The 24,541-nt window shown below is 70.3% G+C and carries 25 protein-coding genes; 19 read left to right on the top strand and 6 right to left on the bottom strand.

Going from position 1 to position 24,541, the window contains the following annotated elements:
• Positions 1–12: 12 nt before the first annotated feature.
• From MWM08_RS22520 to ctrA, 9 genes are all read left to right on the top strand, one after another.
• Positions 13–477, top strand: coding sequence for a PRC-barrel domain-containing protein (locus MWM08_RS22520; protein ID WP_244408745.1), 465 nt, complete (start codon positions 13–15; stop codon positions 475–477).
• 354 nt (positions 478–831) lie between these two features.
• Positions 832–1,113 (top strand): acyl carrier protein, encoded by a 282-nt coding sequence (locus MWM08_RS22515; RefSeq protein WP_244408744.1) that lies wholly within the window; start codon positions 832–834, stop codon positions 1,111–1,113.
• Between the two features lie 58 nt (positions 1,114–1,171).
• Entirely contained in the window at positions 1,172–1,618 is a 447-nt protein-coding gene (locus MWM08_RS22510; protein WP_244408743.1) for a 3-hydroxyacyl-ACP dehydratase FabZ family protein, read from the top strand.
• The gene (locus MWM08_RS22505; protein ID WP_244408742.1) at positions 1,615–2,793 is read left to right on the top strand and encodes a beta-ketoacyl-ACP synthase; all 1,179 of its coding nucleotides are present in this window, start codon (positions 1,615–1,617) and stop codon (positions 2,791–2,793) included. Before MWM08_RS22510 ends, MWM08_RS22505 begins: the two co-directional genes overlap by 4 nt.
• Complete coding sequence (locus MWM08_RS22500; protein ID WP_244408741.1) at positions 2,790–4,052, top strand: beta-ketoacyl synthase N-terminal-like domain-containing protein; 1,263 nt, start codon at positions 2,790–2,792, stop codon at positions 4,050–4,052. Before MWM08_RS22505 ends, MWM08_RS22500 begins: the two co-directional genes overlap by 4 nt.
• Positions 4,049–5,080 carry a zinc-binding dehydrogenase gene (locus MWM08_RS22495; protein ID WP_244408740.1) on the top strand — a complete coding sequence of 344 codons (1,032 nt, stop codon included), beginning with the start codon at positions 4,049–4,051 and terminating at the stop codon, positions 5,078–5,080. The genes MWM08_RS22500 and MWM08_RS22495 overlap by 4 nt, the downstream gene beginning before the upstream one ends.
• Positions 5,067–5,975 (top strand): lipid A biosynthesis lauroyl acyltransferase, encoded by a 909-nt coding sequence (locus tag MWM08_RS22490; protein ID WP_244408739.1) that lies wholly within the window; start codon positions 5,067–5,069, stop codon positions 5,973–5,975. Before MWM08_RS22495 ends, MWM08_RS22490 begins: the two co-directional genes overlap by 14 nt.
• Before the next feature lie 32 nt (positions 5,976–6,007).
• Complete coding sequence (locus MWM08_RS22485) at positions 6,008–6,895, top strand: alpha/beta fold hydrolase (protein WP_244408738.1); 888 nt, start codon at positions 6,008–6,010, stop codon at positions 6,893–6,895.
• A gap of 148 nt (positions 6,896–7,043) precedes the next feature.
• Positions 7,044–7,799 carry a response regulator transcription factor CtrA gene (ctrA, locus tag MWM08_RS22480; RefSeq protein ID WP_244408737.1) on the top strand — a complete coding sequence of 252 codons (756 nt, stop codon included), beginning with the start codon at positions 7,044–7,046 and terminating at the stop codon, positions 7,797–7,799.
• A 33-nt stretch (positions 7,800–7,832) separates the two neighbouring features.
• On the opposite strand, the gene MWM08_RS22475 is transcribed toward ctrA, so the two are convergent.
• From MWM08_RS22475 to MWM08_RS22460, 4 genes are all read right to left on the bottom strand, one after another.
• A complete protein-coding gene (locus tag MWM08_RS22475) occupies positions 7,833–8,879 on the bottom strand; it encodes a phosphotriesterase family protein (protein WP_244408736.1) in 1,047 nt (348 codons plus the stop codon).
• A 141-nt stretch (positions 8,880–9,020) separates the two neighbouring features.
• Positions 9,021–10,598 (bottom strand): ABC transporter substrate-binding protein, encoded by a 1,578-nt coding sequence (locus MWM08_RS22470; RefSeq protein ID WP_244408735.1) that lies wholly within the window; start codon positions 10,596–10,598, stop codon positions 9,021–9,023.
• Between the two features lie 324 nt (positions 10,599–10,922).
• Positions 10,923–12,122 (bottom strand): hypothetical protein, encoded by a 1,200-nt coding sequence (locus tag MWM08_RS22465; RefSeq protein WP_244408734.1) that lies wholly within the window; start codon positions 12,120–12,122, stop codon positions 10,923–10,925.
• 218 nt (positions 12,123–12,340) lie between these two features.
• Entirely contained in the window at positions 12,341–12,817 is a 477-nt protein-coding gene (locus MWM08_RS22460) for a hypothetical protein (RefSeq protein ID WP_244408733.1), read from the bottom strand.
• Positions 12,818–13,067: 250 nt separating this feature from the next.
• On the opposite strand from MWM08_RS22460, the gene coxB reads away from it, so the two are divergent.
• The 10 genes from coxB to MWM08_RS22415 all read left to right on the top strand — a co-directional run bounded on the left by coxB (position 13,068) and on the right by MWM08_RS22415 (position 21,841).
• Positions 13,068–13,961, top strand: coding sequence for a cytochrome c oxidase subunit II (coxB, locus tag MWM08_RS22455; protein ID WP_244408732.1), 894 nt, complete (start codon positions 13,068–13,070; stop codon positions 13,959–13,961).
• A 22-nt stretch (positions 13,962–13,983) separates the two neighbouring features.
• On the top strand, positions 13,984–15,576 hold the full coding sequence (gene ctaD / locus MWM08_RS22450; protein WP_244408731.1) for a cytochrome c oxidase subunit I: 1,593 nt from the start codon (positions 13,984–13,986) through the stop codon (positions 15,574–15,576).
• 24 nt (positions 15,577–15,600) lie between these two features.
• A complete protein-coding gene (locus tag MWM08_RS22445; RefSeq protein ID WP_423815992.1) occupies positions 15,601–16,560 on the top strand; it encodes a heme o synthase in 960 nt (319 codons plus the stop codon).
• Positions 16,557–16,685, top strand: a complete 129-nt coding sequence (locus MWM08_RS26365) for a hypothetical protein (protein WP_255751366.1) — start codon at positions 16,557–16,559, stop codon at positions 16,683–16,685. The genes MWM08_RS22445 and MWM08_RS26365 overlap by 4 nt, the downstream gene beginning before the upstream one ends.
• Positions 16,682–17,305, top strand: a complete 624-nt coding sequence (locus MWM08_RS22440) for a cytochrome c oxidase assembly protein (RefSeq protein WP_244408729.1) — start codon at positions 16,682–16,684, stop codon at positions 17,303–17,305. The genes MWM08_RS26365 and MWM08_RS22440 overlap by 4 nt, the downstream gene beginning before the upstream one ends.
• A gap of 144 nt (positions 17,306–17,449) precedes the next feature.
• Positions 17,450–18,310, top strand: coding sequence for a cytochrome c oxidase subunit 3 (locus MWM08_RS22435; protein ID WP_244408728.1), 861 nt, complete (start codon positions 17,450–17,452; stop codon positions 18,308–18,310).
• 157 nt (positions 18,311–18,467) lie between these two features.
• Entirely contained in the window at positions 18,468–18,806 is a 339-nt protein-coding gene (locus MWM08_RS22430; RefSeq protein ID WP_244408727.1) for a DUF983 domain-containing protein, read from the top strand.
• Positions 18,807–18,854: 48 nt separating this feature from the next.
• On the top strand, positions 18,855–19,535 hold the full coding sequence (locus MWM08_RS22425) for an SURF1 family protein (protein WP_244408726.1): 681 nt from the start codon (positions 18,855–18,857) through the stop codon (positions 19,533–19,535).
• A gap of 7 nt (positions 19,536–19,542) precedes the next feature.
• Positions 19,543–21,030, top strand: coding sequence for a carboxypeptidase M32 (locus MWM08_RS22420; protein ID WP_244408725.1), 1,488 nt, complete (start codon positions 19,543–19,545; stop codon positions 21,028–21,030).
• Positions 21,023–21,841 (top strand): sulfotransferase domain-containing protein, encoded by an 819-nt coding sequence (locus tag MWM08_RS22415; RefSeq protein WP_244408724.1) that lies wholly within the window; start codon positions 21,023–21,025, stop codon positions 21,839–21,841. The genes MWM08_RS22420 and MWM08_RS22415 overlap by 8 nt, the downstream gene beginning before the upstream one ends.
• Before the next feature lie 26 nt (positions 21,842–21,867).
• On the opposite strand, the gene MWM08_RS22410 is transcribed toward MWM08_RS22415, so the two are convergent.
• Positions 21,868–23,499: a GMC family oxidoreductase gene (locus tag MWM08_RS22410; protein ID WP_244408723.1), complete on the bottom strand. Its 1,632-nt coding sequence runs from the start codon at positions 23,497–23,499 to the stop codon at positions 21,868–21,870.
• A complete protein-coding gene (locus MWM08_RS22405; RefSeq protein ID WP_244408722.1) occupies positions 23,496–24,482 on the bottom strand; it encodes a Bug family tripartite tricarboxylate transporter substrate binding protein in 987 nt (328 codons plus the stop codon). The genes MWM08_RS22410 and MWM08_RS22405 overlap by 4 nt, the downstream gene beginning before the upstream one ends.
• Positions 24,483–24,541: the final 59 nt, after the last annotated feature.

Raw genomic sequence — 24,541 nt, 5'->3', positions numbered from 1 at the left:
CGGAGAAACGCCATGCGTCCGAACATCAAGATCCTCGCCATCACCGCGACGGCACTGCTGCCCGCTATCGCCCTGGCGCAGACGGCGCCGCAGCCGGCACCGTCCACCACCATGCCGCAGTCGCCTTCGACCATGCCGCAGGCGAATGTGCCGGCGCCGGTCCAGGGGAGCGCCGCGGGCATGGTGGCGACGGCGAATCCGCAGGCCCGCCGCGCCAGCCGCGTGATCGGTGCCAACATCATCAACGAGGCGAACAACACCGTCGGCGAGGTGCACGACCTGATGATCTCGCCCGCCGGCGGGCCGGTGATCGCCGTGCTGTCGGTCGGCGGCTTCCTGGGCATCGGGGAGCGGTATGTGGCCATTCCGCTGGCCGACCTGCGGTGGAATGCCGATCGTGAGCGCTGGACCCTGCCCGGCGCGACGGTCGACAGCCTGAAGGCGCGCCCGGCATTCACTTACCCGGAACGCGGCTGACGCCCGGTCCGGCAGGGCGGAGACGTCCTGCCGGATCTTTCCTTCCTGGCTTGGCATCGAGTGCGCCGGCGGCCTGTGGGTCGCCGGCGCACTTGATGTGTCGCGCCGTGGCCCGCCTGCCTCCGCAGCTGTTCGATGGGGCCGGCAGCCGAGCCTGACGTCGCGTAGCGCCAGGCAGCCCAACCGCCCGCCACGGTCCGCCCGGCCCGGGGTGCCGATGTCCGGCCGATGCGTCCGTGTCGCGGCGGGGCCCGGCGGGCCGCCGGGGGGCGAATCTTGCCTTCCGCCGCCATTCGCGCCAAAGACGCCCCCCAACCCGCATCCCCACCCCGGATTCCCCACGGAGGGCCACCCATGGCCTCGTCCTTCGACCGCATCGCCGACATCATCGCCGAGAACAGCGAAGTCGAGCGCGACAAGATCCTGCCCGACAGCCATGTCATCAACGACCTGGGCATCGACAGCCTGGACTTCCTCGACATCGTCTTCGCCATCGACAAGGCCTTCGGCATCAAGGTCCCGGTCGAGGCCTGGACGCAGGAAGTGAATGCCGGGACCGCCCCGGCCGAGCAGTACTTCGTCATGAAGAACCTGGCGGCGCGCATCGACGAACTGGTCGCCGCCAAGGGGGCTTGATCCCGTGACCGAGCACCGCGCGGTGCCGCGCGCGCGGGCCTGAAACGGGCAGACCGCAATGCGCCTCGAATACTTCCAGATGATCGACCGGGTGGCCGCGCTGGAAGGCGAGGCCATCGTGGTCGAGAGCACCATCCCCGAGGCCTCCCCGGTCTTCGAGGGGCATTTCCCCGGTTATCCGCTGATGCCGGGCGTGCTGCTGGTCGAGACGATGGCGCAGGCGTCGGGCTGGCTGCTGCTGAAGCTGATGGCGTTCGAACGGATGCCCTTCCTGATGGGCGTGAAGGAAGCGAAGTTCCGGTCCTTCGTGGGGCCTGGCACGCCGGTGACGGTGCATGCGCAGCGCCTGCATGACGGGTCGGGCTATGCGGTCACGAAGGCGCGCATCGAGGCCGCGGGCAAGCGCATCTGCGACGCCGAGCTGACCTTGCGCATCATGGATTTCCCGGCCCCCGAACTCGCCGCGGCGATGAAGGCGCGCGGGCAGGAGCTCGGCCTCGCATGACGCGCAAGGAAGTGGTCATCACGGGCATCGGCCTGGTCTCCTCGCTGGGCGAGGGGCCGGAGGCGCACTGGACCGTGCTGTCGCAGCCGGGGGCCAAGCCTGTCGTCGACGAGGCGGCCTTCGCGCCCTATGCCGTGCATCCGCTGCCGGCGATGTCCTTCGACGCGCAGATCCCGAAGAAGGGCGACCAGCGGCAGATGGAGCCCTGGCAGCGGCTTGGCACCTATGCCGCAGGCCTGGCCATCGACCAGGCCGGCGCGCGCGGGCTCGTGTCGGACATGCACCTGATCGTCGCCGCCGGCGGGGGCGAGCGCGACGTGGCGGTGGACGAGGCGGTGGCGACAGCGCTCTGCGCGACGCCGGCGGCCGAGGCCGGGGCGATCCTGAACGAACGCCTCGCGACCGACCTGCGCCCCACACTGTTCCTGGCGCAGCTGTCGAACCTGCTGGCGGGCAATATCTCGATCGTGCATGGCGTGACGGGGTCCTCGCGCACCTTCATGGGCGAGGAAGCGGCGGCGGCCGATGCGGTGCGCATCGCGGCGGCGCGGCTTGCGGAAGGGCGCGGCGGGATTGCGCTGGTGGGCGGCGCCTATGCGTCCCAGCGCTGGGACCTGGTGCTGCTGTATGGCGCCGGCGGAGCGGTGTGGCGCGGGCCGTTTGCGCCGGTCTCGGCCCGCGATGGCGCGGGTGGGTTCGTGGGCGGGGCGCTCGGCGCCTTTCTGGTGCTCGAGACGGCGGCGCATGCCGCGGCGCGCGGCGCGGTGCCGCTGGCGCGTATCGCGGGCGTCGCGACCGATGCGGCGCATAAGCGCGGCGGCGGCGCCTCGGCGCGGGCGGCGCGGGCGCTGTGGGACCGCCTCGCGGTGCCGGACGGGCGGCTTGGCGTGCTGTCCGGCATGACCGGCGTGGCGGAAGCGCGGATCGAGGAAGAAGCCTTCCTGGCCGGCATCGGCGCGGCGGCGGTGCGGCGCACCGGCTCGCTGCTCGGCCATGGTGTGGAAGCGACCTTCCCGGCCAATGTCGCGCTCGGAGCGCTGGCGCTGTCGCGCGGCGGCTTCTACCCCGCGATGGACCCGGCCGATGTGGGCGACGGGCCGGTCGACCGCATCCTGGTCACCGGCTTCGGCCAGTGGCGGGGCGAGGCGCTGGCCCTTCTGGAGCGCGCGGCATGAAGGATCATCTCGGCCGGCCGCTGGTGGCGGTGACCGGCATCGGCATCGTCAGCCCGCTGGGCTGGGGGCGGGAAGCGACCTGGGCGGCGATCACCGCCGGCACGTCGGGCATTTCGCGTATCCGCCGTTTCCCGACCGAGAAGCTGCGCACCACCATCGCCGGCACCGTCGAACTGCCCGAGGAAGCGGCCGGTGCGGAGCCAGTGAGTTCCCCCGTGCGGGTGGAGCGCATGGCCGAGGCCGCGGTGGCCGAGGCCCTGGCCCAGGCGGCGATCGGCGAGGGCGGTTTCCCTGGCCCGCTGATGGTCGGCATGCCGCCGGTCGAATACGAATGGCCGCAGCGCTTCGAACTGGCGCGCCAGGCCAATGGCAACGGCACCTATCGCGCGGCGACCGACGTCGCGGCCGGTCGGTCGGACCTGTACGAGACCTTCATGTTCGGTGGCGTCGGTGAGCGTTTGGCCGCGCGCTTCGGCACGCGCGGGGCGCCTATCGCGCTGACCACGGCCTGCGCGACGGGGGCCTCCGCCATCCAGATGGCGGTCGAGGCGATCCAGCGCGGCGAGGCGGATGCGGCGATCGCGCTCGGTGCCGATGGGTCGGTGCAGCCGGAGGCGGTGATCCGCTTCTCGCTGCTCTCGGCGCTGACCGCGCGCAACGACGAACCGGAGAAGGCCTCCCGCCCCTTCGAGAAGACGCGCGACGGCTTCGTGATGAGCGAGGGCGCGGCGGCGCTGGTGCTGGAAAGCCTGGAGCACGCGACGGCGCGCGGCGCGGTGGTGCTGGGCATCGTGTCGGGCTGCGGTGAGCGGGCGGATTCCTTCCACCGCACCAGGTCGAACCCGGATGGCCACGCCATCATCGGCGCGATGCGCAATGCCATCGCGGATGCGGGCATCGCGCCTGCCGATATCGGCTACGTGAACGCGCACGGCACCGGCACGCCGGAGAACGACAAGATGGAGACGCTGGGCATGCGCGCCGTCTTCGGCGATGCGCCGCCGCCCATTTCGTCGAACAAGTCGATGCTGGGGCACACCCTGTCGGCCGCCGGCGCGATCGAGGCGGCGCTGTCGCTGCTGACCATCCGCGACCAGCTGCTGCCGCCCACCATCAACCATGTCGAGGCTGATCCCGCGATCACGCTCGACGTGGTGCCGAACGTGGCGCGCCAGGTGACCGGGCTGCGCCATGTGCTGTCCAATTCGTTCGGCTTCGGCGGGCAGAATGTCTGCCTGGTGGTGAGTGCCGCGCCATGACGACGATGCGCGCGCTGCGCCTGCATGGCGACCGTGACCTGCGGCTGGAAGACGTGCCCGCGCCGCCGCCGCCCGGCCCGGGCGAGGTGACGCTGCGCATCAAGGCTGTCGCGTTGAACCACATCGACGTCTGGGGCTTTCGCGGCATGGCCTTCGCCAAGCGCGAGATGCCGCTGATCGTGGGCGCCGAAGCGGTGGGCGAGGTGGTCGCGGTTGGCGCCGGCGTGACGGAGTGGAAGGTCGGCGACCGCGCCGCGCCCTATGGCGCGCTGACCTGCGGCACCTGCCGCCGCTGCCTCAAGGGCGAGGACAACCTGTGCGAGAATGTCCGCGGCGTGAAGGGCTTCCACGTCGGCGGCTTCGCCTGCGAACTGGTGAACCAGGAAGCGCGGCTGATGGTCCGCGTGCCCGATGGCATCTCCTGGGATGATGCCGCCTGCGGCACCATCACCTTCAGCACGGTCGAGCACATGCTGTTCGACAATGCGAAGCTGGAACCGGGTGAGACCATCCTGGTCCATGCGGCCGGGTCGGGCATCGGCACGGTGGCGGTGCGCATCGCCAAGGATCTGGGCTGCACCGTGATCGCCACGGCCGGCGATGACGAGAAATGCGCGAAGGCTAAGGCGCTGGGTGCCGACGTCGTGGTGAACTACACCACGCAGAACTTCCCGACCGTGGCGCGCCGCGCGACCGGCAAGGTCGGCGTGGACGTGGTGTTCGAGCATGTGGGCGCCTCCACCTGGGCGGGGTCGCTGCTGTCGCTGCGCATGGGCGGGCGGCTGGTGACGTGCGGGTCGACCAGCGGTGTCTCCGCCGAGACCAACCTGATGATGATCTTCCAGCGCCAACTGCGGATCTTCGGGTCCTTCGGCGCGTCGATGCGCAACATCGCCGATGGCTACGCCAAGATGGCGCGCGGCATCCTGCCGGTGCTGGACACGGTGCTGCCGGTGGAACGCTTCACCGAGGGGCTGGACCGTCTGGAAAGCCGGCGTGTCTTCGGGAAGATCGTTGTTACGCTTTAAGTATCGCGCCTGGCTGTTCGCCGACCGGCTGTTCGGGCTGCTGGTCCGTGCGGTCTTCGCGCTGCTGCGGCTGTTGGGGCCGGATTCCGGGCCGAAGATCGGCGCCGCGATCTCGCGCAGCCTCGGGCCTTTGACCAGCGCGCACCGCATCGCGCGGGAGAACATCGCCGGCGCCTTCCCCGACAAGACCGAGGCGGAGCGCGCGGCGATCCTGCGCGAGGCGTGGGACAACCTGGGTCGCGTCGCCTGCGAATACGTCCACATGGACCGCATCTGGGATTTCGACCCGGCGCAGCCCGAGGCCGGACGCATCACCGCGAGCCCCGCGACGGTCGCGCTGTACGAACGGCTGCGCGACGACGGCAAGCCGGCGATCGTCTTCTCCGCCCATCTGGCCAACTGGGAATTGCCGGCGATCGCCGCGGCGCGCCACGGGATCGAAAGTGCGGTGCTGTACCGCACCCCCAATAGCCCCGCGGTGGCGAAGGAGATCCTGCGGCTGCGCCAGGACAGCATGGGCACGCTGGTGGCGGCGGGGATGTCGGCGCCGTTCAAGCTGGCGCGCGCGCTGGAACGCGGCCAGCACATCGGCATGCTGGTCGACCAGCGCTTCGGGCGCGGCCCGCGGATCGACTTCCTGGGTCGGCCGGCCTTCGCCAATCCGCTTCTGGCGCAGTTGGCGCGGCGCTTCGACTGCCCGGTGCATGGCGCGCGCGCCATCCGCCTGCCCAATGGGCGGTTCCGGCTGCACCTGACCGAGGAAATCCCGCTGCCGCGTGACGCCGAGGGGTTGATCGATGTCGAGGCCGCGACCCAGGCCATGAACGACGTCATCGCCGGCTGGGTGCGCGAGCATCCGGGGCAGTGGCTCTGGATGCATCGCCGCTGGCGGTAGAGCATGGCGCGCTCAACGCAGGAGGGGCGCGCATGTCGCACATCATGGTCACCGCCGGGGCGCTCGATGTCGCGGTGGAATTGCATGGGCCTGAGGGCGGCACGCCCGCGGTGCTGCTGCACGGCTTCCCCGACGATGCGCGGGCCTGGGATGGCGTGGCGCCGGCGCTGGCGGCCGCGGGGCTGCGCGTGGTGGTGCCGTATCTGCGCGGCTACGGCCCCACGCGGTATCGCGATGCGGCGACGCCGCGGTCGGGCCAGCAGGCGGCGCTGGGCGCGGATCTGCTTGCGCTGATGGATGCGCTGGGCCTCGAGCGGGCCTTGCTGGCGGGCTACGACTGGGGCGGGCGGGCCGCCTGCATCGCCAGCGCGCTGTGGCCGGACCGCGTGATCGGCCTGGTTTCGGCGAATGGCTACAACATCCAGGACATCGCCGCGGCGGCGCGCCCGGCGCCGCCCGAGCAGGAGGCGCGCTACTGGTACCAGTGGTACCTGCACACGGACCGCGGCGTGGCGGCGCTCGAGCAGGACCGCGCCGCCTTCTGCCGGTACCTCTGGCGTTTGTGGTCGCCGACCTGGCGCTTCACCGAGGCAGAATTCGCGCGCACCGCCGCCAGCTTCGACAACCCCGATTTCGTCGCGACGGTGGTGCAGTCGTATCGCCACCGGCACCGCGCGGCGCTGGGCGACCCGGCGCTGCAAGGTATCGAGGACCGCCTGGCGGCGCGCCCGCCGATCACGGTTCCGAGCATGGTGTTGCACGGTGCTGAGGACGGGGTGGACCCGCCGGCGAACAGCGCGGGGTGCGCGCGGTGGTTCGCGGGGCCGTTCGGGCGGGTGGTGGTGCCTGGTGCCGGGCACTTCCTGCCGCGGGAGGCGCCGCAACCCTGGGTAGAAGCGCTGCTCGCATTCCCGCGATAATCTTTGCGGGTCAGTTTGTCTCGAAAATCGTCAGTTTGCTCAAATCAGACGTTTACCAACCATTCTTGATGCATGTCATGGGTGAAAAACCGCTTGAGGATACGCGCATAGGTGGTATCTTACGCCTGTAGCGTGAGAGGGCACCAAAATGCGCGTCTTGTTAGTTGAGGATGATCTCACTACTGCTCGCGGTATCACCCTGATGCTCAAGCAGGCGGCGATGATCGTCGACACCGCGGACACGGGCGAGGAGGCGGTCGAGCTGGCCCGCCTGTACGATTACGACATCGTGATCCTCGACCTGATGCTGCCGGACATCGACGGGTCGGAGGTGGTGCGCCGCCTGCGTGCCGCGCGGATCGAGACGCCGGTGCTGATCCTCTCGGGCGTCTCGCGCCCGCAGACCAAGGTGAAGGTCTTCGGCATGGGGGCCGACGACTTCATCACCAAGCCCTTCGACCAGCAGGAACTGGTCGCGCGCATCCAGGCCATCGTGCGCCGCGCCAAGGGCTTCAGCCAGCCGACGCTGCAGGTCGGGCCGCTGAACCTCAACCTCGGTTCGCGCGAGGTCACGGTCGAGGGGCGCACCGTGCACCTGACCGGCAAGGAATACGCGATCCTGGAACTGCTCGCGCTGCGCAAGGGCGTGGTGATGACCAAGGAAGCCTTCCTCAATCACCTCTATGGCGGCATCGATGAACCGGAGGTGAAGATCATCGACGTCTTCATCTGCAAGCTGCGCAAGAAGCTCGCCCAGGCCGGGGCGAACGACCTGATCGGCACCGTCTGGGGGCGCGGCTATGTGCTCCGCGACCCGACCGCCGGGCGGGGTGCGGCCTGGCAGCCGGCCGCTGCGGCCACGGGCCCCTTGCCGGCCGTGCCGATGGACATGCGCGCGGCGTGATTACCGCAGCGCCCCGCGCCGTCGCGCGGGGCGTCAGGCAAAGGTCAGCAGGCGCCGCGGTGTATCCACCAGGATCTCCTGGATCTCCGCCTCGCTGAACCCGCGCCGCCGCATCAGCGGCAGCACGGTGCGGTGGATATGGGCGTAGCCCCACCCACCCCAGCGCGTCATGTGCGCGCGGTGGCAGATGTCGTGGCTGATCACGACCTGGCCCTTGTGGCCGCGGTCCAGCACCTTGCGGATGGCGCGCAGCCGTCCCGCGTCGTTGGGCATGTCGATGTCCAGGTTGTGGACGTACAGGCTGCTCTCCTGCCCGAACAAATCCCATTCCAGCACCACGCCGGTATCCGCCAGGCGGAACAGCGCATCGTCGTCGAACACCGTGCGGTCGATGTGGTCCATGATGGTGCGCGACGGATCGCCGCCGCGCGCGGCGATGAAGTCCATCACCTCCTGCGGGCTGTCCTGGCGGCGGGCGGGGTGGATGGTCAGTGCCGCGCCGGTTTCCTGCTGCGCGATCAGCGCGGCTTCCATCACGCGCCGTTCGAGCGGCGTCCAGGCATCCTGGCATCCGATCTCGCCGATCAGCCCGGCGCGCACCTGCGTGCCCCACATCCCTTCCTGCACCTGCGCGACCATCTCGGCGGCGAAGTCGTCGATGCTGCGCGTGTGGTTCTCGGGGAACTGGTAGTCCTCGACGTAATGGCCGCAGCCCATGACGATGTGGCAGCCGGTGGCCCGCGCCACGCGCACCAGCCCGTCGGGGTCCGGCGACAAGCCGCCGATCGACAGTTCCACGATGGTCTCGCAGCCGGCCGCCACGGCTTCGGCCACCGCCTCGGTCGCCACCTCGACGCTGGGCTGCCAGGCATTGGCCGGCGATGCGGCGGTCGAGCTGCTCATGCCCCAATGATTCGCCAGGCCGGGTTCGACGCCCGGATCGCGGTCGCGGATCGTCGGCGGGCGGATGTCCCAGATCAGGTGTTCATGCATCAGCGTCGAACCCAGCACCGCCGGATCCACCAGGCCCAGCACGGTCTGGGCTTTGCCTCGCATCTCGTCGCGCGTCAGTCGTGCCATGGTGTCCTGCGTTCGGCGTGAGTGTGGCGTGCGAGTCGTCCGCGGCCCGCCTGGCGGGTCGAGCGGCCGAACGGCCGCCGCCGGTCGTCCGGCGAGACAAGCGGCCCGGATGGGCCGCGCCCGTCGCTTGAGGGCGGCATATCAGCTCCGCCGGATGTTCCACGGGTAGGCGCCCGACCCCTGCACGAAGCCCGACAGTCCGGTGCGATAGGCGGTCGAGATGAAGAACTGCCCGAGCGGCAGGATCGGCGCGTTCTCGAAGGATTCGCGCTGTATCACGTCAGCGAGGCGCTTCTGCTCGACCTCGGTCTCGGCCAGCAGCCACTGGGATGCGGCCTGCTCGACGCGCGGATTGTCGTACCAGCCGAACCAGCCGCGATCGCCCTGGCCGCGCAGGGTCGCGTTGACCGCGGGGTTGATGATCGACACGCCGGGCCACCAGGTGTGGAAGATGGACCAGCCGCCGCGCTCGGGCGGTTCCTTGCTGGCGCGGCGCTGCACCACCGAGCCCCAGTCGGTCTCGACCAGGTCGACATTCATGCCCAGGCGCTTGAGCAGGTCGGCCATGATCTGCCCGAACGGCCCGATGGTCGGGAAGTCGGTCGGGTTGATGATGACGACCTTCTCGTTGTTGTAGCCCGCCGCGCGGATGGCCGCGCGCACAGCATCGAGGTTGCGCGCGCCCTGCATCGCGGTGTTCGCGGTGGTGCTCTCATAGGGCGTGCCGCAGGGCCACATCGACAGGCACTGCTTGAAGGCGGAGGGGTCGTTGCCGGTCACGCCGCGCAGGAAGTCCTCCTGCGTGATGGCACCCAGCAGCGCGCGGCGGATGGCCGGGTTGTTGAACGGCGCATGCAGGTGGTTGAAGCGCGCCACGCCGATGTAGCCGAGCGTGTTCAGCACCGCGACCTCGACCCCGCGCGTGCGGCGCAGACGCGGGGCGAGGTCGGCGTTGATCTGTTCCCACCAGTCGATCTCGCCGGCCTGCAGCGCGGCAGATGCCGTCGCGCTGTCGGGCATGATGGTCCATTCGACGCGGTCGAAATGCGCCACCTTGCCGCCGGCAGTGCGGCTGGCGGCTTCCTGCCGCGGCACGTAGCCGTCGAACTTCGCGTAGGCGACGCGCGAGCCCGAGACGTATTCGTCGCGCAGGAAGCGGAAGGGGCCGGAGCCCACCATCTCCGTCACCTGCTGGAACGGGTCGGTGCGCGCCAGCCGTTCGGGCATCATGAAGGGCACCACGGCGGCCGGCTTGGCGAGCGCTTCCAGCAGCAGTGGAAAGCGCGACTTCAGCTTGATGCGGATGGTGCGATCGTCGGCGGCCTCCCACGCATCGACCACGGCGCCGAGCGACTGGCCGAAGGTGTCGCGCCGCGCCCAGCGCGCCAGTGACGGTGCGCAATCCTGCGCGCGCACCGGTTCGCCATCATGCCAGCGAAGCCCTTCGCGCAGGCGGATCGACCAGGTCAGGCCGTCGTCCGAGACGGTATGCCCCTCGGCCATCTGCGGCTGAACGCGCAGGTCGTCGGTCATCCCGTACAGCGTGTCGAACACCGTCCAGCCGTGGTTCTCGGTGACCGCCGCGGTGGTCCAGATCGGGTCGAGCGAGGTGAGGTTGGCCTGCGGCACGAAGCGCAGCGTCCGGGCGCGCGCGGGTTGCGCGAGAGCGGGTGCGGCGGGCAGCGCGGCAGCGGTGGCAAGGAAGGAACGACGGCGCATGGGGTATGCTCCTGCTGGTCGTCCCGCGTGCATGCGGGTTGATGCGAGAGTGCCACCTGCGCGGTGCGCGCCACAAGGCGTGGCGGCCTGTCAGGCATGTCGCTGCGTGGCGCGGCCGCCTGTGGTTGCCATGGCGGCGCCGGCTGGCGGCTGCGGGATCGCGGGGCAGCCAGGCGTCGCGCCGTGCCCGATCCGTCATCGCAGGCGTCGAGCGTTCCCCTCCGCTGCAAGCGCCATGTGCGCCGGCGCGGCCCAGCAGGCCGGCGGGCTGAGCTCCGCAATGCGCTGTTGGCTTCCCGGTCCGGCTGCGCCGCCGGCGGCCGGCTACATCGAGGAGGTGACCGCCGGCGCCAGCGCCGCCAGCTTGCTGGCCGGGTGCGACGGGTTGCGGAAGCGCAGTTCGCCGTCCTCGGCGGCATCCGGCGGTGCGAAGCCGAACATCTCCATGCGCGAGGCACACACGGCCGCCACCACGCGCCGCGCCGCCGGTTCGGTCAGGAAGCGGCGCGCCGCGCCCTCGAGTTCCAGTGTCTCGCGCAGCGATCGCCATTCGCCGCGGTCGAGGTCGTCCACGAACATCGCCAGGATGCCCGGCGCGGTGCCCGTCAGCCGGCTGTCCGCTGCGAGCCGCATGCGCCCGACCACGGCTGCGGCGACGGCATTCTCGCGCCCCGCGCGCGCCGCCATCACGAAGACCGATCCGCCGGCCGGATTGCCGGTGACGGCGAGATGCGCCTCGGGCCCGAACTGCGCGCGCAGGCTGCGCGGCAGCGCGGTGCCGGCCTGCGCGCCCGCCAGCACCAGCGGGTCGAGCTTCAGCACCGCGTCTGCGCTGGAATCCTGCCGCTTCTGCGCAGCCAGCAGGGCCATGATGCGCGCCTGCAATTCGGCCGCCTTGTCGGGGCCGGCCAGGCCCTCGGGCAGGGTCATCTTGAGCAGGTAGCGCCCGGGATGGGCGGCGAGCCAGGTCTGCAGTTCCGGGTTCACGGCATCGACCAGGGCGCACCAATCGCCGCGATGCACCGGGCGGCCATCCTCGGCCGAGACGGTTTCACACACCACCTCGGCTGCCACCCCTTCTCGCGTGACGCGCAGGTCGAAGGGCGCGTCCTCGGCCAGGCCGGCGAAATCCACCGCGAAGCCGCGCGCGCGATACAGCGCCGCGGTGCGCAGCAGGTGGAACAGCGGGATCAGCGTGGACTCGCCCGTCAGGCCGTCATGGATCAGGGCGCGCAGGCGGGCGCGCGGCGCCTCGGGCAGGCTGCGTGCCAGGCGCACCGCATCCTGCGCGAAGGACAGCACGCGGCGCTCCGCCAGGGAAACGCGACCACCCGCGCCCGGGACGGCCGCGCGGGCCAGCACGAATTCGACGGCATGGCGCTGCTGCGCGGCGCGGCCGGACAGCGTGCCGGCCTGCACACGTCGCGTGAGGTCGGCCAGGCGCGCGGACCAGGCGCGGCCTCCGCACAGGCGCAGGAAGGCGGCAGGCGCGGCGGCGTCGGGGCTGGGGTCGGCAAAAGACATGGCGAGGCCTCATGTTCAAGCATCGGCCCGCGGGGGCCGGTGTCTCCGGCGCAGAGCGCGCCGGTCAGCAGGTCTGCCTAGCCATTCCCCGATGGCGCGATGCAGGTCGCGCCGGCCGGATGCCGGTCTTGATGCCGGTCAAGTCTCCTACTCCCCCACATGGGGGGCGCGTCAAGCGGTGGTTGGCGCATGGGGGCGCGCGCCGCGCGGGACGTGCCTCAGCGGCAGGCATACAGGCCGCCGGTGTGCTCGACGCGCACCCAATCCGGCCAGGCCTCACGCGGGGGTTTCGATTGTGACGCGCGCGAGGCCCTCATGATGCGGCGATGGCTGCGCGGCGGCGGGGTGCCGGCCGATGGGGTGCCCGGCGATCGCGTGGCGCAGGCATGGTGGAAAAGGAAGCAGCGCCGCGGGGCACGCTGCAAGGCAATGCCATGCACCCTCCGGCAATCTTTGCGGCGCAGGGTGCGGCCATGCGCCAGGTGCTGATCGCCCTCCTGCTCGTCGCCGCCCCGGTTGTCGCGCAGCCGCCGCCGCAATGCACGGCCGAAACCGAGGGCCAGGCCGTCTGCATGGCCGGAAAGCTCTGTGAATGCCGGTTCGAGCGCGGCGGCCAGATGACCGGGCGCCCGGACCGATTCGCCTGGGATTGCGGCGTGATGCGCCCGCCTTGCCCGCCCGACCCGACGATCCAACCGGCGCAGCCTTGGACTGCCCCTGGCGGGCTGCTGATCGTACCGCGCGGCTTGCGCCCCTGAACGCCGCCCGCTGCTGTCGCCGCGGCCCTTCGGCCGGCATCGTTTCGTGACCGTGGGATTGGCGTTTCGCGACCCGTGCTCACTTGTGCGGTGCGGGGTGGCGCGACTATGGTCCGCCCGCGTCGAAGCATCGGCGCGAAGCTTTGTTCTGACGTGGCGGCGCGGCCAACGCGCCCGGGGATTGGTGATGCGGTTGAGCGACGCGAAGCGCCTTTGGGCGGTAGTGCTCGGTCTGGTGCTGGCCATGGCGGCCACGCCCGTCCTGGCGCAGGGCATGGTGGGCGCACCCTCCGCCTGGGGCATGGGCCTGCAGGAGTCCGGTGGGCCGATCAAGGACGCCATCAGCAGCTTCAACTCGCTGGTTTTCTGGATCATCGTCGTCATCACCATTTTCGTGCTGGCGCTGCTCGGCTGGTGCGTGTGGCGCTTCCGGGCCGAGGTGAACCCCACCCCGTCGAAGACCAGCCACAACACGCTGCTGGAAGTGGCCTGGACCGTGGTGCCGGTGCTGATCCTGGTGGTGATCGCGATCCCGTCCTTCCGCCTGATCTACTACCAGGACCGCACGCCCGACGCTGACCTGACCATCAGCGTCCAGGGCCGGCAGTGGTACTGGAACTACACCTATCCCGACCACGGCAACTTCAACTTCGACAGCTACCCGCTCGCCGAGGACCAGCTACCGCCCGAGCGTCGCCACCTGTTCCGCTTGGCGGTCGACAACGAGCTGGTGATCCCGATCGGCGCCAACGTCCGCGTCATCACCACCGGCTACGACGTCATCCATTCCTTCTTCGTGCCGGCGCTGGGCATCCAGAAGTATACGATCCCGGGCCGCGCGCTCGAGACCTGGATGCGCGCCGATCGCGAGGGCGTGTTCTACGGCCAGTGCAACCAGATCTGCGGGACCAACCACTGGTTCATGCCGATCGCGGTGCGCGCCGTGCCGCAAGCCGAATTCGACACCTGGGTGGCGAGCGCGCGCACGCGCTTCGCCCGCGCGGAGGATGCGCCGGCCCCGGCGCTGGCCACTGCCCCCGAGACCACCGACAGCCTTCAGATCGCGGAGGCGCGCCGCTGAGGCGCGACCGAGAGGACAGACGATGGCCACCGCAACCGACGCGCACCATGACGACCACGACCACAAGCCCGGTTTCGTGAACCGCTGGCTGTTCTCGACCAACCACAAGGATATCGGGACGCTCTACATCATCTTCGCGCTGTTCGCGGGGGTGATCGGCGTCGGCCTGTCGGTGCTGATGCGCATCGAGCTGCAGACGCCGGGCATGCAGATCTTCGCCGATGGCCAGGTGTGGAACGCCTTCGTGTCGGCGCATGGCCTGATCATGGTGTTCTTCGTGGTCATGCCGGCGCTGATCGGCGGCTTCGGCAACTGGTTCGTGCCGCTGATGATCGGCGCGCCGGACATGGCCTTCCCGCGCATGAACAACATCAGCTTCTGGCTATTGGTGCCCGCCTTCCTGCTGCTGGGCGCGTCGCTGTTCGTGGGCGAGGGGCCGGGCGCGGGCTGGACGATCTATCCGCCGCTGTCCGACAGCCAGTTCCACCCGTCGATGGCGATGGACCTGGCGCTGTTCTCGCTGCACCTCGCGGGTGCGTCGTCCATCATGGGTGCGGCCAACTTCATCACCACCATCCTGAACATGCGAGCGCCGGGCATGACCCTGCACAAGATGCCGCTGTTCGTGTGGTCGATGCTGGTCACCGCCTTCCTGCTGCTGCTGGCGGTGCCTGTGCTGGCGGGTGCGATCACCATGCTGATCACCGACCGCAACTTCGGCACGGCGTTCTTCCGCCCCGCCGGCGGCGGCGACCCTGTGCTGTTCCAGCACCTGTTCTGGTTCTTCGGCCACCCCGAAGTCTACATCATGATCCTGCCGGGCTTCGGTATCATCAGCCACGTGGTGAGCACCTTTAGCCGCAAGCCGGTGTTCGGCTACCTCGGCATGGCCTACGCCATGGTCGCGATCGGCTTCGTGGGCTTCGTGGTGTGGGCGCACCACATGTTCCAGTCGGGCATGGACGTCGACACGCGCGCCTACTTCATGGCAGCGACGCTGGTGATCGCGGTGCCCACGGGCATCAAGATCTTCTCCTGGATCGCGACCATGTGGGGCGGGTCGATCGAGTTGAAGACGCCGATGCTGTTCGCCATCGGCTTCATCTTCCTGTTCACCGTGGGCGGCGTGACCGGCGTGGTGCTGGCCAATGCGCCGATCACGCAGATCCTGCACAACACCTACTACGTGGTGGCGCACTTCCACTACGTGCTGAGCCTGGGCGCGGTGTTCAGCATCTATGCCGGCTTCTACTACTGGATCGGCAAGATGAGCGGCCGCCAGTACCCGGAGTTCTGGGGCAAGGTGCACTTCTGGCTGACCTTCGTCGGCGTGAACCTGACCTTCTTCCCGATGCACTTCTCGGGCAACCAGGGCATGCCGCGCCGCTACCCGGACTACCCGGAGGCGCTCACGGCCTGGAATTTCATCGCCTCGATCGGGTCCTACATCTCGGCGGCGTCGCTGATCCTGTTCTTCTACGTGATCTGGCTGACCTTCCGTTCGGGCGAGAAGGTGGCGGCCAATCCGTGGGGGCCTGGCGCGACCACGCTGGAATGGCAGGTCTCCTCGCCGCCGCCCTTCCATTCCTTCGACGAGCTTCCGCGCGTCCGCTGAGGGCGCGCGCCGAACGGAGCCACCATGAGCGACACAGCGCTGGAACCGGGACAGGGGGGCGCGGCCCCCCTTCCTGCGTCCCACGACATGTCCGAGGTCAGCGACTGGATCGCGCTGCTGAAGCCGCGTGTCATGACGCTGGTGGTATTCTCGGCCGTGGTCGGGCTGGTCGTCGCACCGGGGGCCGCCTCCATGCCGCCGGTGCTTATGGTCGCGGCCGTGCTGTGCATTGCAGTGGCCTCGGGTGCAGCGGGTGCCATCAACATGTGGTTCGACCGCGACATCGACGCGGTGATGCGCCGCACGTCGAAGCGCCCGATCCCGGCCGGGCGCATCGCGCCCTCCGCCGCGCTGGCCTTCGGGATCTGGCTTTCGGTGGGGTCGGTCACGCTGATGTGGATGGCGACCAACCTGGTCGCGGCCGGCATCCTGGCACTGTCGATCGCCTTTTATGTGTTCGTCTACACCATGTGGCTGAAGCGGCGCACGCCGCAGAACATCGTGATCGGCGGCGCTGCTGGCGCCTTCCCGCCGGTGATCGGCTGGGCGGCGGTGACCGGCGATGTCACGCTGGTGCCGGTCATCCTGTTCGCGATCGTGTTTGCCTGGACGCCGCCGCATTTCTGGGCGCTGTCGCTCTGGGCACATGACGACTACGCGCGCGCCGGCGTACCGATGCTGCCGGTGACGGCCGGGGCGCGCGAGACGCGCCGCCAGGTGATGATCTACACCGCCATCCTGGTCCCGCTGAGCCTGGCGCCCTGGCTGGTCGGCTTCTCGGGGCCGGTCTATGCCGCGGTCGCGGTGGTGCTGGGCGCGATGTTCCTGCGCCATGCGCTGGCCGTGCTGCGGGACGCGCAGGACGAAGCCGGCCGCAGCCTGACGCGCGACGCGCCTGCCAAGGCCTGCTTCCGCTTCTCGCTGTACTACCTGTTCGTGCTGTTCGGCGCGCTCGCGATCGACCGGCTGGTGTTCGCCGCATGACGCCCGAGGAACTCGCCCTGTTCCACAAGCGCCGGCGCGGGCGCAACATCGCGATCCTGCTCGTGCTGGTGAGCATGTCGGTGCTGTTCTACTTCGTGGGCATGGCGCGGATCCTGCGCGGATGACCGGGCCCGGGGATGACCGCCGCGCGGCCATGCAGCGCCGCAACCGCCGCCTGGGCCTGGTGATGGGGAGCGTGGCCTTCGGCATGGTGGGCCTGTCCTTCGCCGCCGTGCCCCTCTACGACCTGTTCTGCCGCGTGACGGGCTACAACGGCACGACGCAGCGCGGCCTGGCCGCCCCGGGTGCGACCGAACGCACCATCACCGTGCGCTTCGCCGCACAGACCGACCGCACCCTGCCCTGGCGCTTCCAGGCCGAGCAGTCGGCCATGACGGTGCGGCTGGGCGAAGAAGGCCTCGCCTTCTACACCGCGGCGAACCGGTCCGAGACGCCGGTGACCGGCGTGTCCGTCTACAACGTCACGCCGGAGAAGGTCGGGCGGTACTTCCACAAGGTCGCGTGCTTCTGCTTCGACGAGCAGACGCTCACCCCCGGCCAGCGCGTGGACATGCCGGTCTCCTTCTGGGTCGATCCTCGAATCGCGGACGACCCGAACACACGTGACGTCACCACCATCACGCTGTCCTACACCTTCTATCGCACGATCGAGGATGCGCAGCGCGCCGGCGCGCTGGCCAATGCCGGGCCGCATGTCGGCCGGGCCGGAGCGCGGACGAACTGAGACGGCCTCGCGCGCGGCGCTGCCGCGCGGGGCCGCCCGGTCATGCCGGCGGCGGGCTTGATCCGCCACCGCATTTCGGGATTGATGCAGCGCGAAACGGGCAGGGCGACTTCCCTGCGAACGACCCGAGGTCCAGGACGTCCGATGGCCAGCACCACCCCCGCCGAGGCGACCCACGGCGAAGCCGCGCCGCACTACAAGCACCCGTACCACCTGGTCGATCCGTCGCCCTGGCCGCTGACCGGCGCCTTCGGTGGCGGCGCGCTGGTGCTCGGCATTATCCTGTGGGCGCATTCCTCCATCACCTGGGTGTTCTGGCTGGGTCTGGTGATGGTGCTCGGCACCATGTTCATGTGGTGGCGCGATGTGCTCAAGGAGAGTGCGACGCCTGGCCTGCATTCGCCGATCGTGCGCATCGGCCTGCGCTACGGCATGGTGCTGTTCATCGCGTCTGAGGTGATGTTCTTCGTCGCCTTCTTCTGGGCGTACTTCCACTTCGCGCTGTACCCGGAACATGTGTCGGGCGCCGCGGCGCCGCCGATCTGGCCGCCCCGTGGGATCGAGACCTTCGACCCCTGGGGCCTGCCCTTCCTGAACACCATGATCCTGCTGCTGTCGGGCTGCACGGTCACCTGGGCGCATGCGGCGCTGATCCAGAACGACCGGAAGGCGCTGATCCAGGGCCTGGCGCTGACGGTGGCGCTCGGCGTGCTGTTCACGGCGCTGCAGGCCTGGGAATATTCGCTGGCGCCGTTCAAGTTCTCCGGTGGCGGGGTGTATTCCTCGACCTTCTTCCTGGCCACCGGCTTCCACGGGTTCCACGTGATGGTCGGCACAACCTTCCTGCTGGTCTGCCTGATCCGCGCCATCAAGGGCCATTTCAGCCCGGAACGGCATTTCGGCTTCGAGGCCGCGGCCTGGTACTGGCACTTCGTGGACGTGGTGTGGCTGTTTCTGTTCGTCTGCATCTACTGGTGGGGTGCCGGCGTCATCGCGGAACACTGAGTTTGGCCTCAAGCGCCGGCGCCGCCATCCGGCGGCTTGGCTTGCGCGCCACGCACTGGCGCGCTGGCGGCGGTCAGGTTGGACGCGGTGGCGCCGTGCGCTCCCGGCCCGAGGCTATGCCTCGGGCCGTTTTGATTGGATGGCCATGACCTCGTCCGTGCCCATCTGGAAGGTCGCGCTGCTGGGTCGCTGTCCGCGCTGCGGGCAGGGGGCACTGTTCCGCGGCCTGCTCGACATCCGCGACACCTGCGATGCCTGCGGACTCGACCTGCGGGCGCATGATGCCGGGGACGGACCGGCGGTGGCCGGCATCTTCGTCATCGGGGCGCTGACCGTGGGGCTCGCGATCTGGGTGGATGTGCGGTTCACCCCGCCGCTCTGGGTCCATGCGGTGCTGTGGCCGGCGCTGGTGCTGCCGGCGTCGGTGGTCACGATGCGCGTGGCCAAGGCCGCGCTGGCGGCGTTGCAGTGGCGCCATCGGCGGGACGCATCGTGACGCGCCGCCGGGCTTCCGGTGCGGCGCGCGCGCCCATATAGCGGGCGCATGTCGAACACGCCCGGGCCGCGCAGGCTCATCCTTCCGCTGCTCGTGACACTGCCGGTCATGCTGGTGCTGGTTGGCCTGGGCACCTGGCAGGCGCAGCGCCTGGGCTGGAAGGCCGGCATCCTGGCGCGCATCGATGCGGCCGAGGCCGGGCCGCCCGCATCCCTGCCCGCCGACCCGGTCCCGTTCACCAAAGTCGAGGCCACGGGGCGCTTCGACCATGCGCGCGAAGCGCTGGTCGGGCTCGAGGTGCGCGGCGCCGTGCTCGGCTCCCGCCTGGTCACGCCGCTGTTGCGGGAGGGCGCGCCGGCCATCCTGGTGGATCGCGGCTGGGTGCCGATCGAGGGCCGCGCGGGCGTAGACCAGCCCGCGGGCGATCTGCGCGTGACCGGCTGGGTGCGCCCGGTCGAGCGCGTCGGCCTGTTCTCCGCCACCGACGACGCGCCCGGGCGGCGCTTCTACACCTTTGACCCGGCGGTGATCGGGCCGGCGCTGGGGCTGCCGGCCGTCGCATCCTTCGGCCTGGTGGCGCTGGGCGAGGGCGAGGGGCTGCCGCAGGCCGACCGGCGCCTGCCGCGCCCCTCCAACAATCATCTCGGCTATGCCATCACGTGGTACGGCCTTGCCGTCGCGCTCGCGGGCGTCTTTTTCGTCTGGGCGCGGCGGCGGTTGAAGGACTGAACACCCGATGCCCAATGCCGCCTATCGCCGACTCAAGACCCGCTTCGCCCGCATCGCCACGCTGGGCGAGGCCGCGTCGATGCTGCACTGGGATGCCTCGGCCATGATGCCGCCGGGCGGCGGCGCGGCGCGGGGCGAGCAGCTCGCGGCCCTGGCCGGGCTCTCGCACGAATTGCTGACCGCACCCATCGTCGCCGAGGACCTCGAGATCGCGACGGCCGAAGGCCCCTGGGAGGAGACGAACCTGGCGCTGATGGTGCGCACGCATGCGCGTGCCACCGCCCTGCCGACCGAACTGGTGGAAGCCAGCGCGCGGGCCAATTCAGCCTGCGAGAAGATCTGGCGCGAGGCGAAGGCGCAGGCCGATTTCGCGCGCGTCGCTCCGGCCCTGGCCGAGGTCGTGCGCCTGCAGCGCGAGACCGCGCAGGCGCTGGCCGCGGCGCTGTCCATGGATCCCTACGATGCGCTGATGGATGGCTACCAGCGCGGCGTGACGGCGGCCGATGTCGAACCTGTCTTTGCGGCCTACGAGGCCTTCCTGGCGGAGGCGCTGCCGCGCGCCGAGGCGATCCAGGCCGCGCGCCCGGTGGCGCTGCCGCTGCCCGGGCCGTTCCCGGTGGCGGCGCAGCGCGACCTGTGCGCGCGGCTGTCCGCACGCATCGGGCTCGACTACGGTCACGCGCGGCTCGATGAATCGCTGCATCCCTTCTGCGGTGGCACGCCCACCGATGTGCGCATCACCACCTTCTACGACGAGCAGGATGTCGCGAAGGCGATGCTCGGCGTGCTGCACGAGACCGGGCACGCGCTGTACGAACGCGGCCTGCCCGCGGCCTTCGCGCGCCAGCCGGTGGGCGAGGCCGCCGGCATGGCGGCGCATGAATCACAGTCGCTGATCGTCGAGATGCAGGCCTGCCGGTCCGACGCCTTCCTGGGCTTCTTGGGCGGCGAACTGCGCGCGGCCTTCGGCGGCGATGCGGCGGCCTACGCGCCGGGCAACCTGGCGCGGCACTGGCGGCGCGTGGAGCGCGGCTTCATCCGCGTCGATGCCGACGAGATCACCTATCCCGCCCATGTCATTCTGCGCTTCCGGCTGGAGCGCGCGATGATCCAGGGCACGCTCGAGGTCGCCGACCTGCCGGGCGCGTGGAACGAGGGCATGCAGCGCATGCTCGGCATCACGCCGCCCGATGATACGAAGGGCTGCCTGCAGGACATCCATTGGCACGACGGCGCCTTCGGCTACTTCCCGTCCTATACGCTGGGGGCGATGGCGGCGGCGCAACTGATGAAGGCGGCGCGCGCGGCCGAGCCTGGCCTCGACGCTGCCCTCGCGCAGGGCGACATGGCGCCGCTGCTCTCCTGGCTGCGCGTGCATGTGCATGGCAAGGGATCGCTGCTCGGCTTCCAGGACCTGCTGCGCGCCGCCACCGGTAGGCCACTCGACCCGCAGGACTTCATGGACCATCTGCGGGCGCGCTACCTCGATGCCTGACGCCATCGAGGCGCTGCGATTCCGCTTCGCGCCGACCGGCCGGCGTCTGCCGACCCTGCCGGAGGCGCCATCGGATGCGCCGAGCGTGGTCGGGCTGTCGCTGCCCAAGGCCGGATCGACGCTGCTGTTCGCACTGCTGCAGGACCTCGCGCCACGTGCGGGGCTGGCCTACGTCTCGCTGCAGGATTTCTTCTTCATCGACGGGCTGCGCCAGGCGGAGCAGCCGCACGAGGCCGGTTCGCTGTTCCGAGCGCAGGGGTATTGCTACGGCGGCTTCCGCGGCCCGCCGCCCTACGCCATCCCGATCCTGGACACCGCGCGGTGCGTGGTGCTGGTGCGCGACCCGCGGGACATGGCGGTGTCGCAGTGGTACTCGGTCACGCAGAGCCACGTTGTGCCGAAGGCCGCGGAGGGCGAGCACTTCATGGCGCGCAACCGCGAGCGTGCGCTCGCCCGCGGCAAGGATGCGCATGTCATGCAGGTTGCGCGCGGATTCGATGCGCAGTTCGACCGGCTGCTCAGCAGCGGCATCCTGCACCGCGCCACGACCGCCGTGTTCCGCTACGAGGACGTGATCTTCCGCAAACGCGAATGGGTGGATGCGATCTGCGACTGGTACGGCTGGACCATCGCGGCCGAGACACGCCACGCCGTTGCCGACCGCCACGACGTGCGGCCGGCCACGCCCGACCCGTCGGCGCATATCCGCCAGGTCACGCCCGGCAACCACCGCGAGGAACTGGGCGAGAAGCAGCTCGCGCACATGAATGCGGCGCTGGCACGCTGGCTTGCGATGTTCCGCTACGCCTGATTTCGGGCGCTGCCCGGCTGGCGCGATCAGGCGCCGGCCTTGATGAAAGCGGCCGCGCGTTCCGCCACCAGCATCACCGCCGGCTGGATATTGGGCGAGGGGATCAGCGGAAAGGCCGAGGCATCCGCCACGCGCAGCCCGTCGATGCCGCGCAGGCGCAGTTGCGGATCGAGCACGCTGCCCATCGCCGCCGTGCCGCAGGGGTGGAAGACGGTGCCGGCTGTGGCGCGGATATTCGACAGCAGCGCGTCGTCCGTGGTCGCGTCCGGCCCGGGGCGGAGTTCTTCCTCGATCAGCGCCGCGAGCGGGGATTGCTGCGCGATGCGCCGACCGAGCCGTGCCGCGCCCAGCATGACGCGCACGTCGTTCGGATGGTCGAGGTAGTTGGCGCGGATGCCGGGCTTGTCCCGCACGTCGGGCGATTTCAGGAAGACCTCGCCGCGGCTTTCGGGGCGGCAGACGCCGTAGTTGAACATGAAGCCGGGGAAGTCCTGCAGCCCCTTCATGTAGTCGAAGGTTGAGAAGTTCACGAAGAGGAACTGCACCTCGGCTTCCTCGGCGCCAGGTGTCACGCGCGCGAAGGCATTGGCTTCCCCCGCGCCGATCGCGAGCGGGCCGGCGCGCGAGAGCAGGTAGTCGAGTCCCATCTTCGCCTTGCGCAGCGGCGATTGCAGGATCTCGTTCAGCGTGCCGCAGGGCTTCGACCGGTAGATGAACTTCGCGATCAGGTGGTCCTGCAGGTTGCGCCCGACTTGCGGGCTGTGATGCACGACCGGGATGCCCAGGCCCTGCAGTGCCGCGCCATCGCCGATGCCCGAGAGCATGAGCAGTTTCGGCGTCTCGATCGCGCCGGCCGAGCAGACGATCTCGCGCGCCGCGCGGAAGGTGACCGGCTGGCCGTCCTGCAGGGCTTCCACCGCTACCGCGCGGCCAGCCTCCAGCACGATGCGCGTGGCGAGCACGCCGGTTTCCACGCGCAGGTTGGCGCGCTTCATCGCCGGGCGCAGGTATTCCTTCGCGGACGAGGAGCGCGTACCGCCGTTCACGTTGAGCTGCACCGGCCCCGCGCCGTCGATCGGCTGGCCGTTGTTCCAGTCGGCGTTGCGCGGCAGGCCGGCAGCGATGCAGGCCTCGACGAAGGCCGCGGCGGCAGGTGCCAGTTTGCGCGGTTCGCGCACATGGATCGCGCCATCGGCGCCACGCGCGGGATCGGGCGCGCCGTCCCAGTGTTCGATGCGGCGGAAGACGGGTTCGACGTCGCGGTAGGCCCAGCCGGTCGCGCCCGCCTGCGCCCAGCGGTCGAAATCGTGCGGGGAGCCGCGCAGGAAGACCAGGCCATTCACGCTGCCGGACCCGCCCAGCACGCGCCCGCGCGGCCAGTGGATGCGGCGGTCGGCGAGGTTGGGCTCGGCCTCGGTCTCGTAGCGCCAGTCGTACTTGCCGCTGCCATACAGCTTCGCGTAGCCGGCGGGCAGGCTGATCCAGATGTCGCGATCGGGCGGCCCTGCTTCCAGCAGCAGCACGCGGCAGGCGGGGTCCTCGCTGAGCCGCGCCGCCAGGATGCAGCCGGCCGAACCGCCGCCGACGATGACGATGTCGGCGGTGGCGGCGGGTTGCTGGCGCAGCGCCGCGCCGCCGGGTTCGTCGCGCGGGCTCACGGTTCCATGCGCACGCCGGTGCGCTCGACGACGCCCTTGAACTTCTCCAGCTCGGCGACGAAGAAAGCGCGCGTGTCGTCGGGCGTGTTCGGCCGTGTCCAGGGCGTGATGCCGGCGACCAGGAAGCGGTCGCGCAGCTGCGGGTCGCGCAACGCCTGGTTGATCGCGCCGTTCAGCGCGCTGGTGACGGCGGCGGGCATGCGCGGCGGGCCCAGCACCGAGAACCAATTGCCCAGGTCGAAGCCGGGGATGCCGGATTCCGCAAGTGTCGGGATGTCTGGGAAGGCGGGGAAGCGCTCGAGCCCGGTCAGCGCGATGCCGCGCACACGATTGTCGCGCACCTGCGCGGCGGCGGAGGCGAGCACCGCGACACCCCATGCGGTCTCGCCGCGCGCGATGCTCTCGACCATCAGCCCGCCCGAGCGATAGGGCACATGCGCGAAGCGGCCGCCGAGGTTGAGCGAAACGGCGATCGCCTCGCCCGCGAAATGCGGGATGGAGCCCACGCCCGACGACGCATAGGGCATGTCGTCCTGCGGGCCCGCGCGCAGCCGCGCCACGGCTTCTGCCGCGTTCGCCGCCGGGAAGTTCGGCTTCGCCACCAGGATCAGCGGGCCGTTCGCAACCATGCCGACATGGGTGAAGTCGTCGATCGGGTTGTACCGGGTGCCGCCCTGCATGGCGTTGGGGATGAGGATGTGGGACGACGCTTCGTTCAGCATCAGCACGTGGCCGTCGGCGGGTTGGCGGCGCAGCCAGTCGGCGGCGACGGTGCCGGAGGCGCCAGGCCGGTTCTCCACCACGATGCGCCCATTCGGCAGGAAGCCCTGCATCCGGTCAGCGAGCAGCCGCGCGGTGATGTCGGTGGATCCGCCCGGCGCGAAGCCGCTGACCAGTGTGATGGTGCGGTCGGGGAAGGCTTGCGCGCGTGCCACCGCAGGAGCGGCGAGCACGGCGAGGGCGATCAGGCTGCGGCGTTGCATCGGTGCGTTTCCCAGGAACATTGTGGTTGGCCGCAGGGAAGCGCCGAACGGCGCCGGAG

Origin of the sequence: Roseomonas fluvialis, from assembly GCF_022846615.1 — a bacterium.
In the GTDB taxonomy this organism is placed as follows: Bacteria; Pseudomonadota; Alphaproteobacteria; order Acetobacterales; family Acetobacteraceae; genus Neoroseomonas; species Neoroseomonas fluvialis.
This window is presented reverse-complemented; position numbering and strand designations above follow the sequence as displayed.

Bases quoted from the DNA above. Each gene is read 5' to 3' on its own strand.
- MWM08_RS22440 (WP_244408729.1), top strand. From the start codon at position 16,682: ATGACCGGGCCCGGGGATGACCGCCGCGCGGCCATGCAGCGCCGCAAC.
- coxB (WP_244408732.1), top strand. From the start codon at position 13,068: ATGCGGTTGAGCGACGCGAAGCGCCTTTGGGCGGTAGTGCTCGGTCTG.
- MWM08_RS22435 (WP_244408728.1), top strand. From the start codon at position 17,450: ATGGCCAGCACCACCCCCGCCGAGGCGACCCACGGCGAAGCCGCGCCG.
- MWM08_RS22475 (WP_244408736.1), bottom strand. From the start codon at position 8,879: ATGGCACGACTGACGCGCGACGAGATGCGAGGCAAAGCCCAGACCGTG.
- MWM08_RS22415 (WP_244408724.1), top strand. From the start codon at position 21,023: ATGCCTGACGCCATCGAGGCGCTGCGATTCCGCTTCGCGCCGACCGGC.
- MWM08_RS22485 (WP_244408738.1), top strand. From the start codon at position 6,008: ATGTCGCACATCATGGTCACCGCCGGGGCGCTCGATGTCGCGGTGGAA.
- MWM08_RS22520 (WP_244408745.1), top strand. From the start codon at position 13: ATGCGTCCGAACATCAAGATCCTCGCCATCACCGCGACGGCACTGCTG.
- MWM08_RS22405 (WP_244408722.1), bottom strand. From the start codon at position 24,482: ATGCAACGCCGCAGCCTGATCGCCCTCGCCGTGCTCGCCGCTCCTGCG.
- MWM08_RS26365 (WP_255751366.1), top strand. From the start codon at position 16,557: ATGACGCCCGAGGAACTCGCCCTGTTCCACAAGCGCCGGCGCGGGCGC.
- MWM08_RS22445 (WP_423815992.1), top strand. From the start codon at position 15,601: ATGAGCGACACAGCGCTGGAACCGGGACAGGGGGGCGCGGCCCCCCTT.
- MWM08_RS22500 (WP_244408741.1), top strand. From the start codon at position 2,790: ATGAAGGATCATCTCGGCCGGCCGCTGGTGGCGGTGACCGGCATCGGC.
- MWM08_RS22510 (WP_244408743.1), top strand. From the start codon at position 1,172: ATGCGCCTCGAATACTTCCAGATGATCGACCGGGTGGCCGCGCTGGAA.
- MWM08_RS22505 (WP_244408742.1), top strand. From the start codon at position 1,615: ATGACGCGCAAGGAAGTGGTCATCACGGGCATCGGCCTGGTCTCCTCG.
- MWM08_RS22515 (WP_244408744.1), top strand. From the start codon at position 832: ATGGCCTCGTCCTTCGACCGCATCGCCGACATCATCGCCGAGAACAGC.
- MWM08_RS22470 (WP_244408735.1), bottom strand. From the start codon at position 10,598: ATGCGCCGTCGTTCCTTCCTTGCCACCGCTGCCGCGCTGCCCGCCGCA.
- MWM08_RS22425 (WP_244408726.1), top strand. From the start codon at position 18,855: ATGTCGAACACGCCCGGGCCGCGCAGGCTCATCCTTCCGCTGCTCGTG.
- MWM08_RS22420 (WP_244408725.1), top strand. From the start codon at position 19,543: ATGCCCAATGCCGCCTATCGCCGACTCAAGACCCGCTTCGCCCGCATC.
- ctrA (WP_244408737.1), top strand. From the start codon at position 7,044: ATGCGCGTCTTGTTAGTTGAGGATGATCTCACTACTGCTCGCGGTATC.
- MWM08_RS22495 (WP_244408740.1), top strand. From the start codon at position 4,049: ATGACGACGATGCGCGCGCTGCGCCTGCATGGCGACCGTGACCTGCGG.
- MWM08_RS22465 (WP_244408734.1), bottom strand. From the start codon at position 12,122: ATGTCTTTTGCCGACCCCAGCCCCGACGCCGCCGCGCCTGCCGCCTTC.
- ctaD (WP_244408731.1), top strand. From the start codon at position 13,984: ATGGCCACCGCAACCGACGCGCACCATGACGACCACGACCACAAGCCC.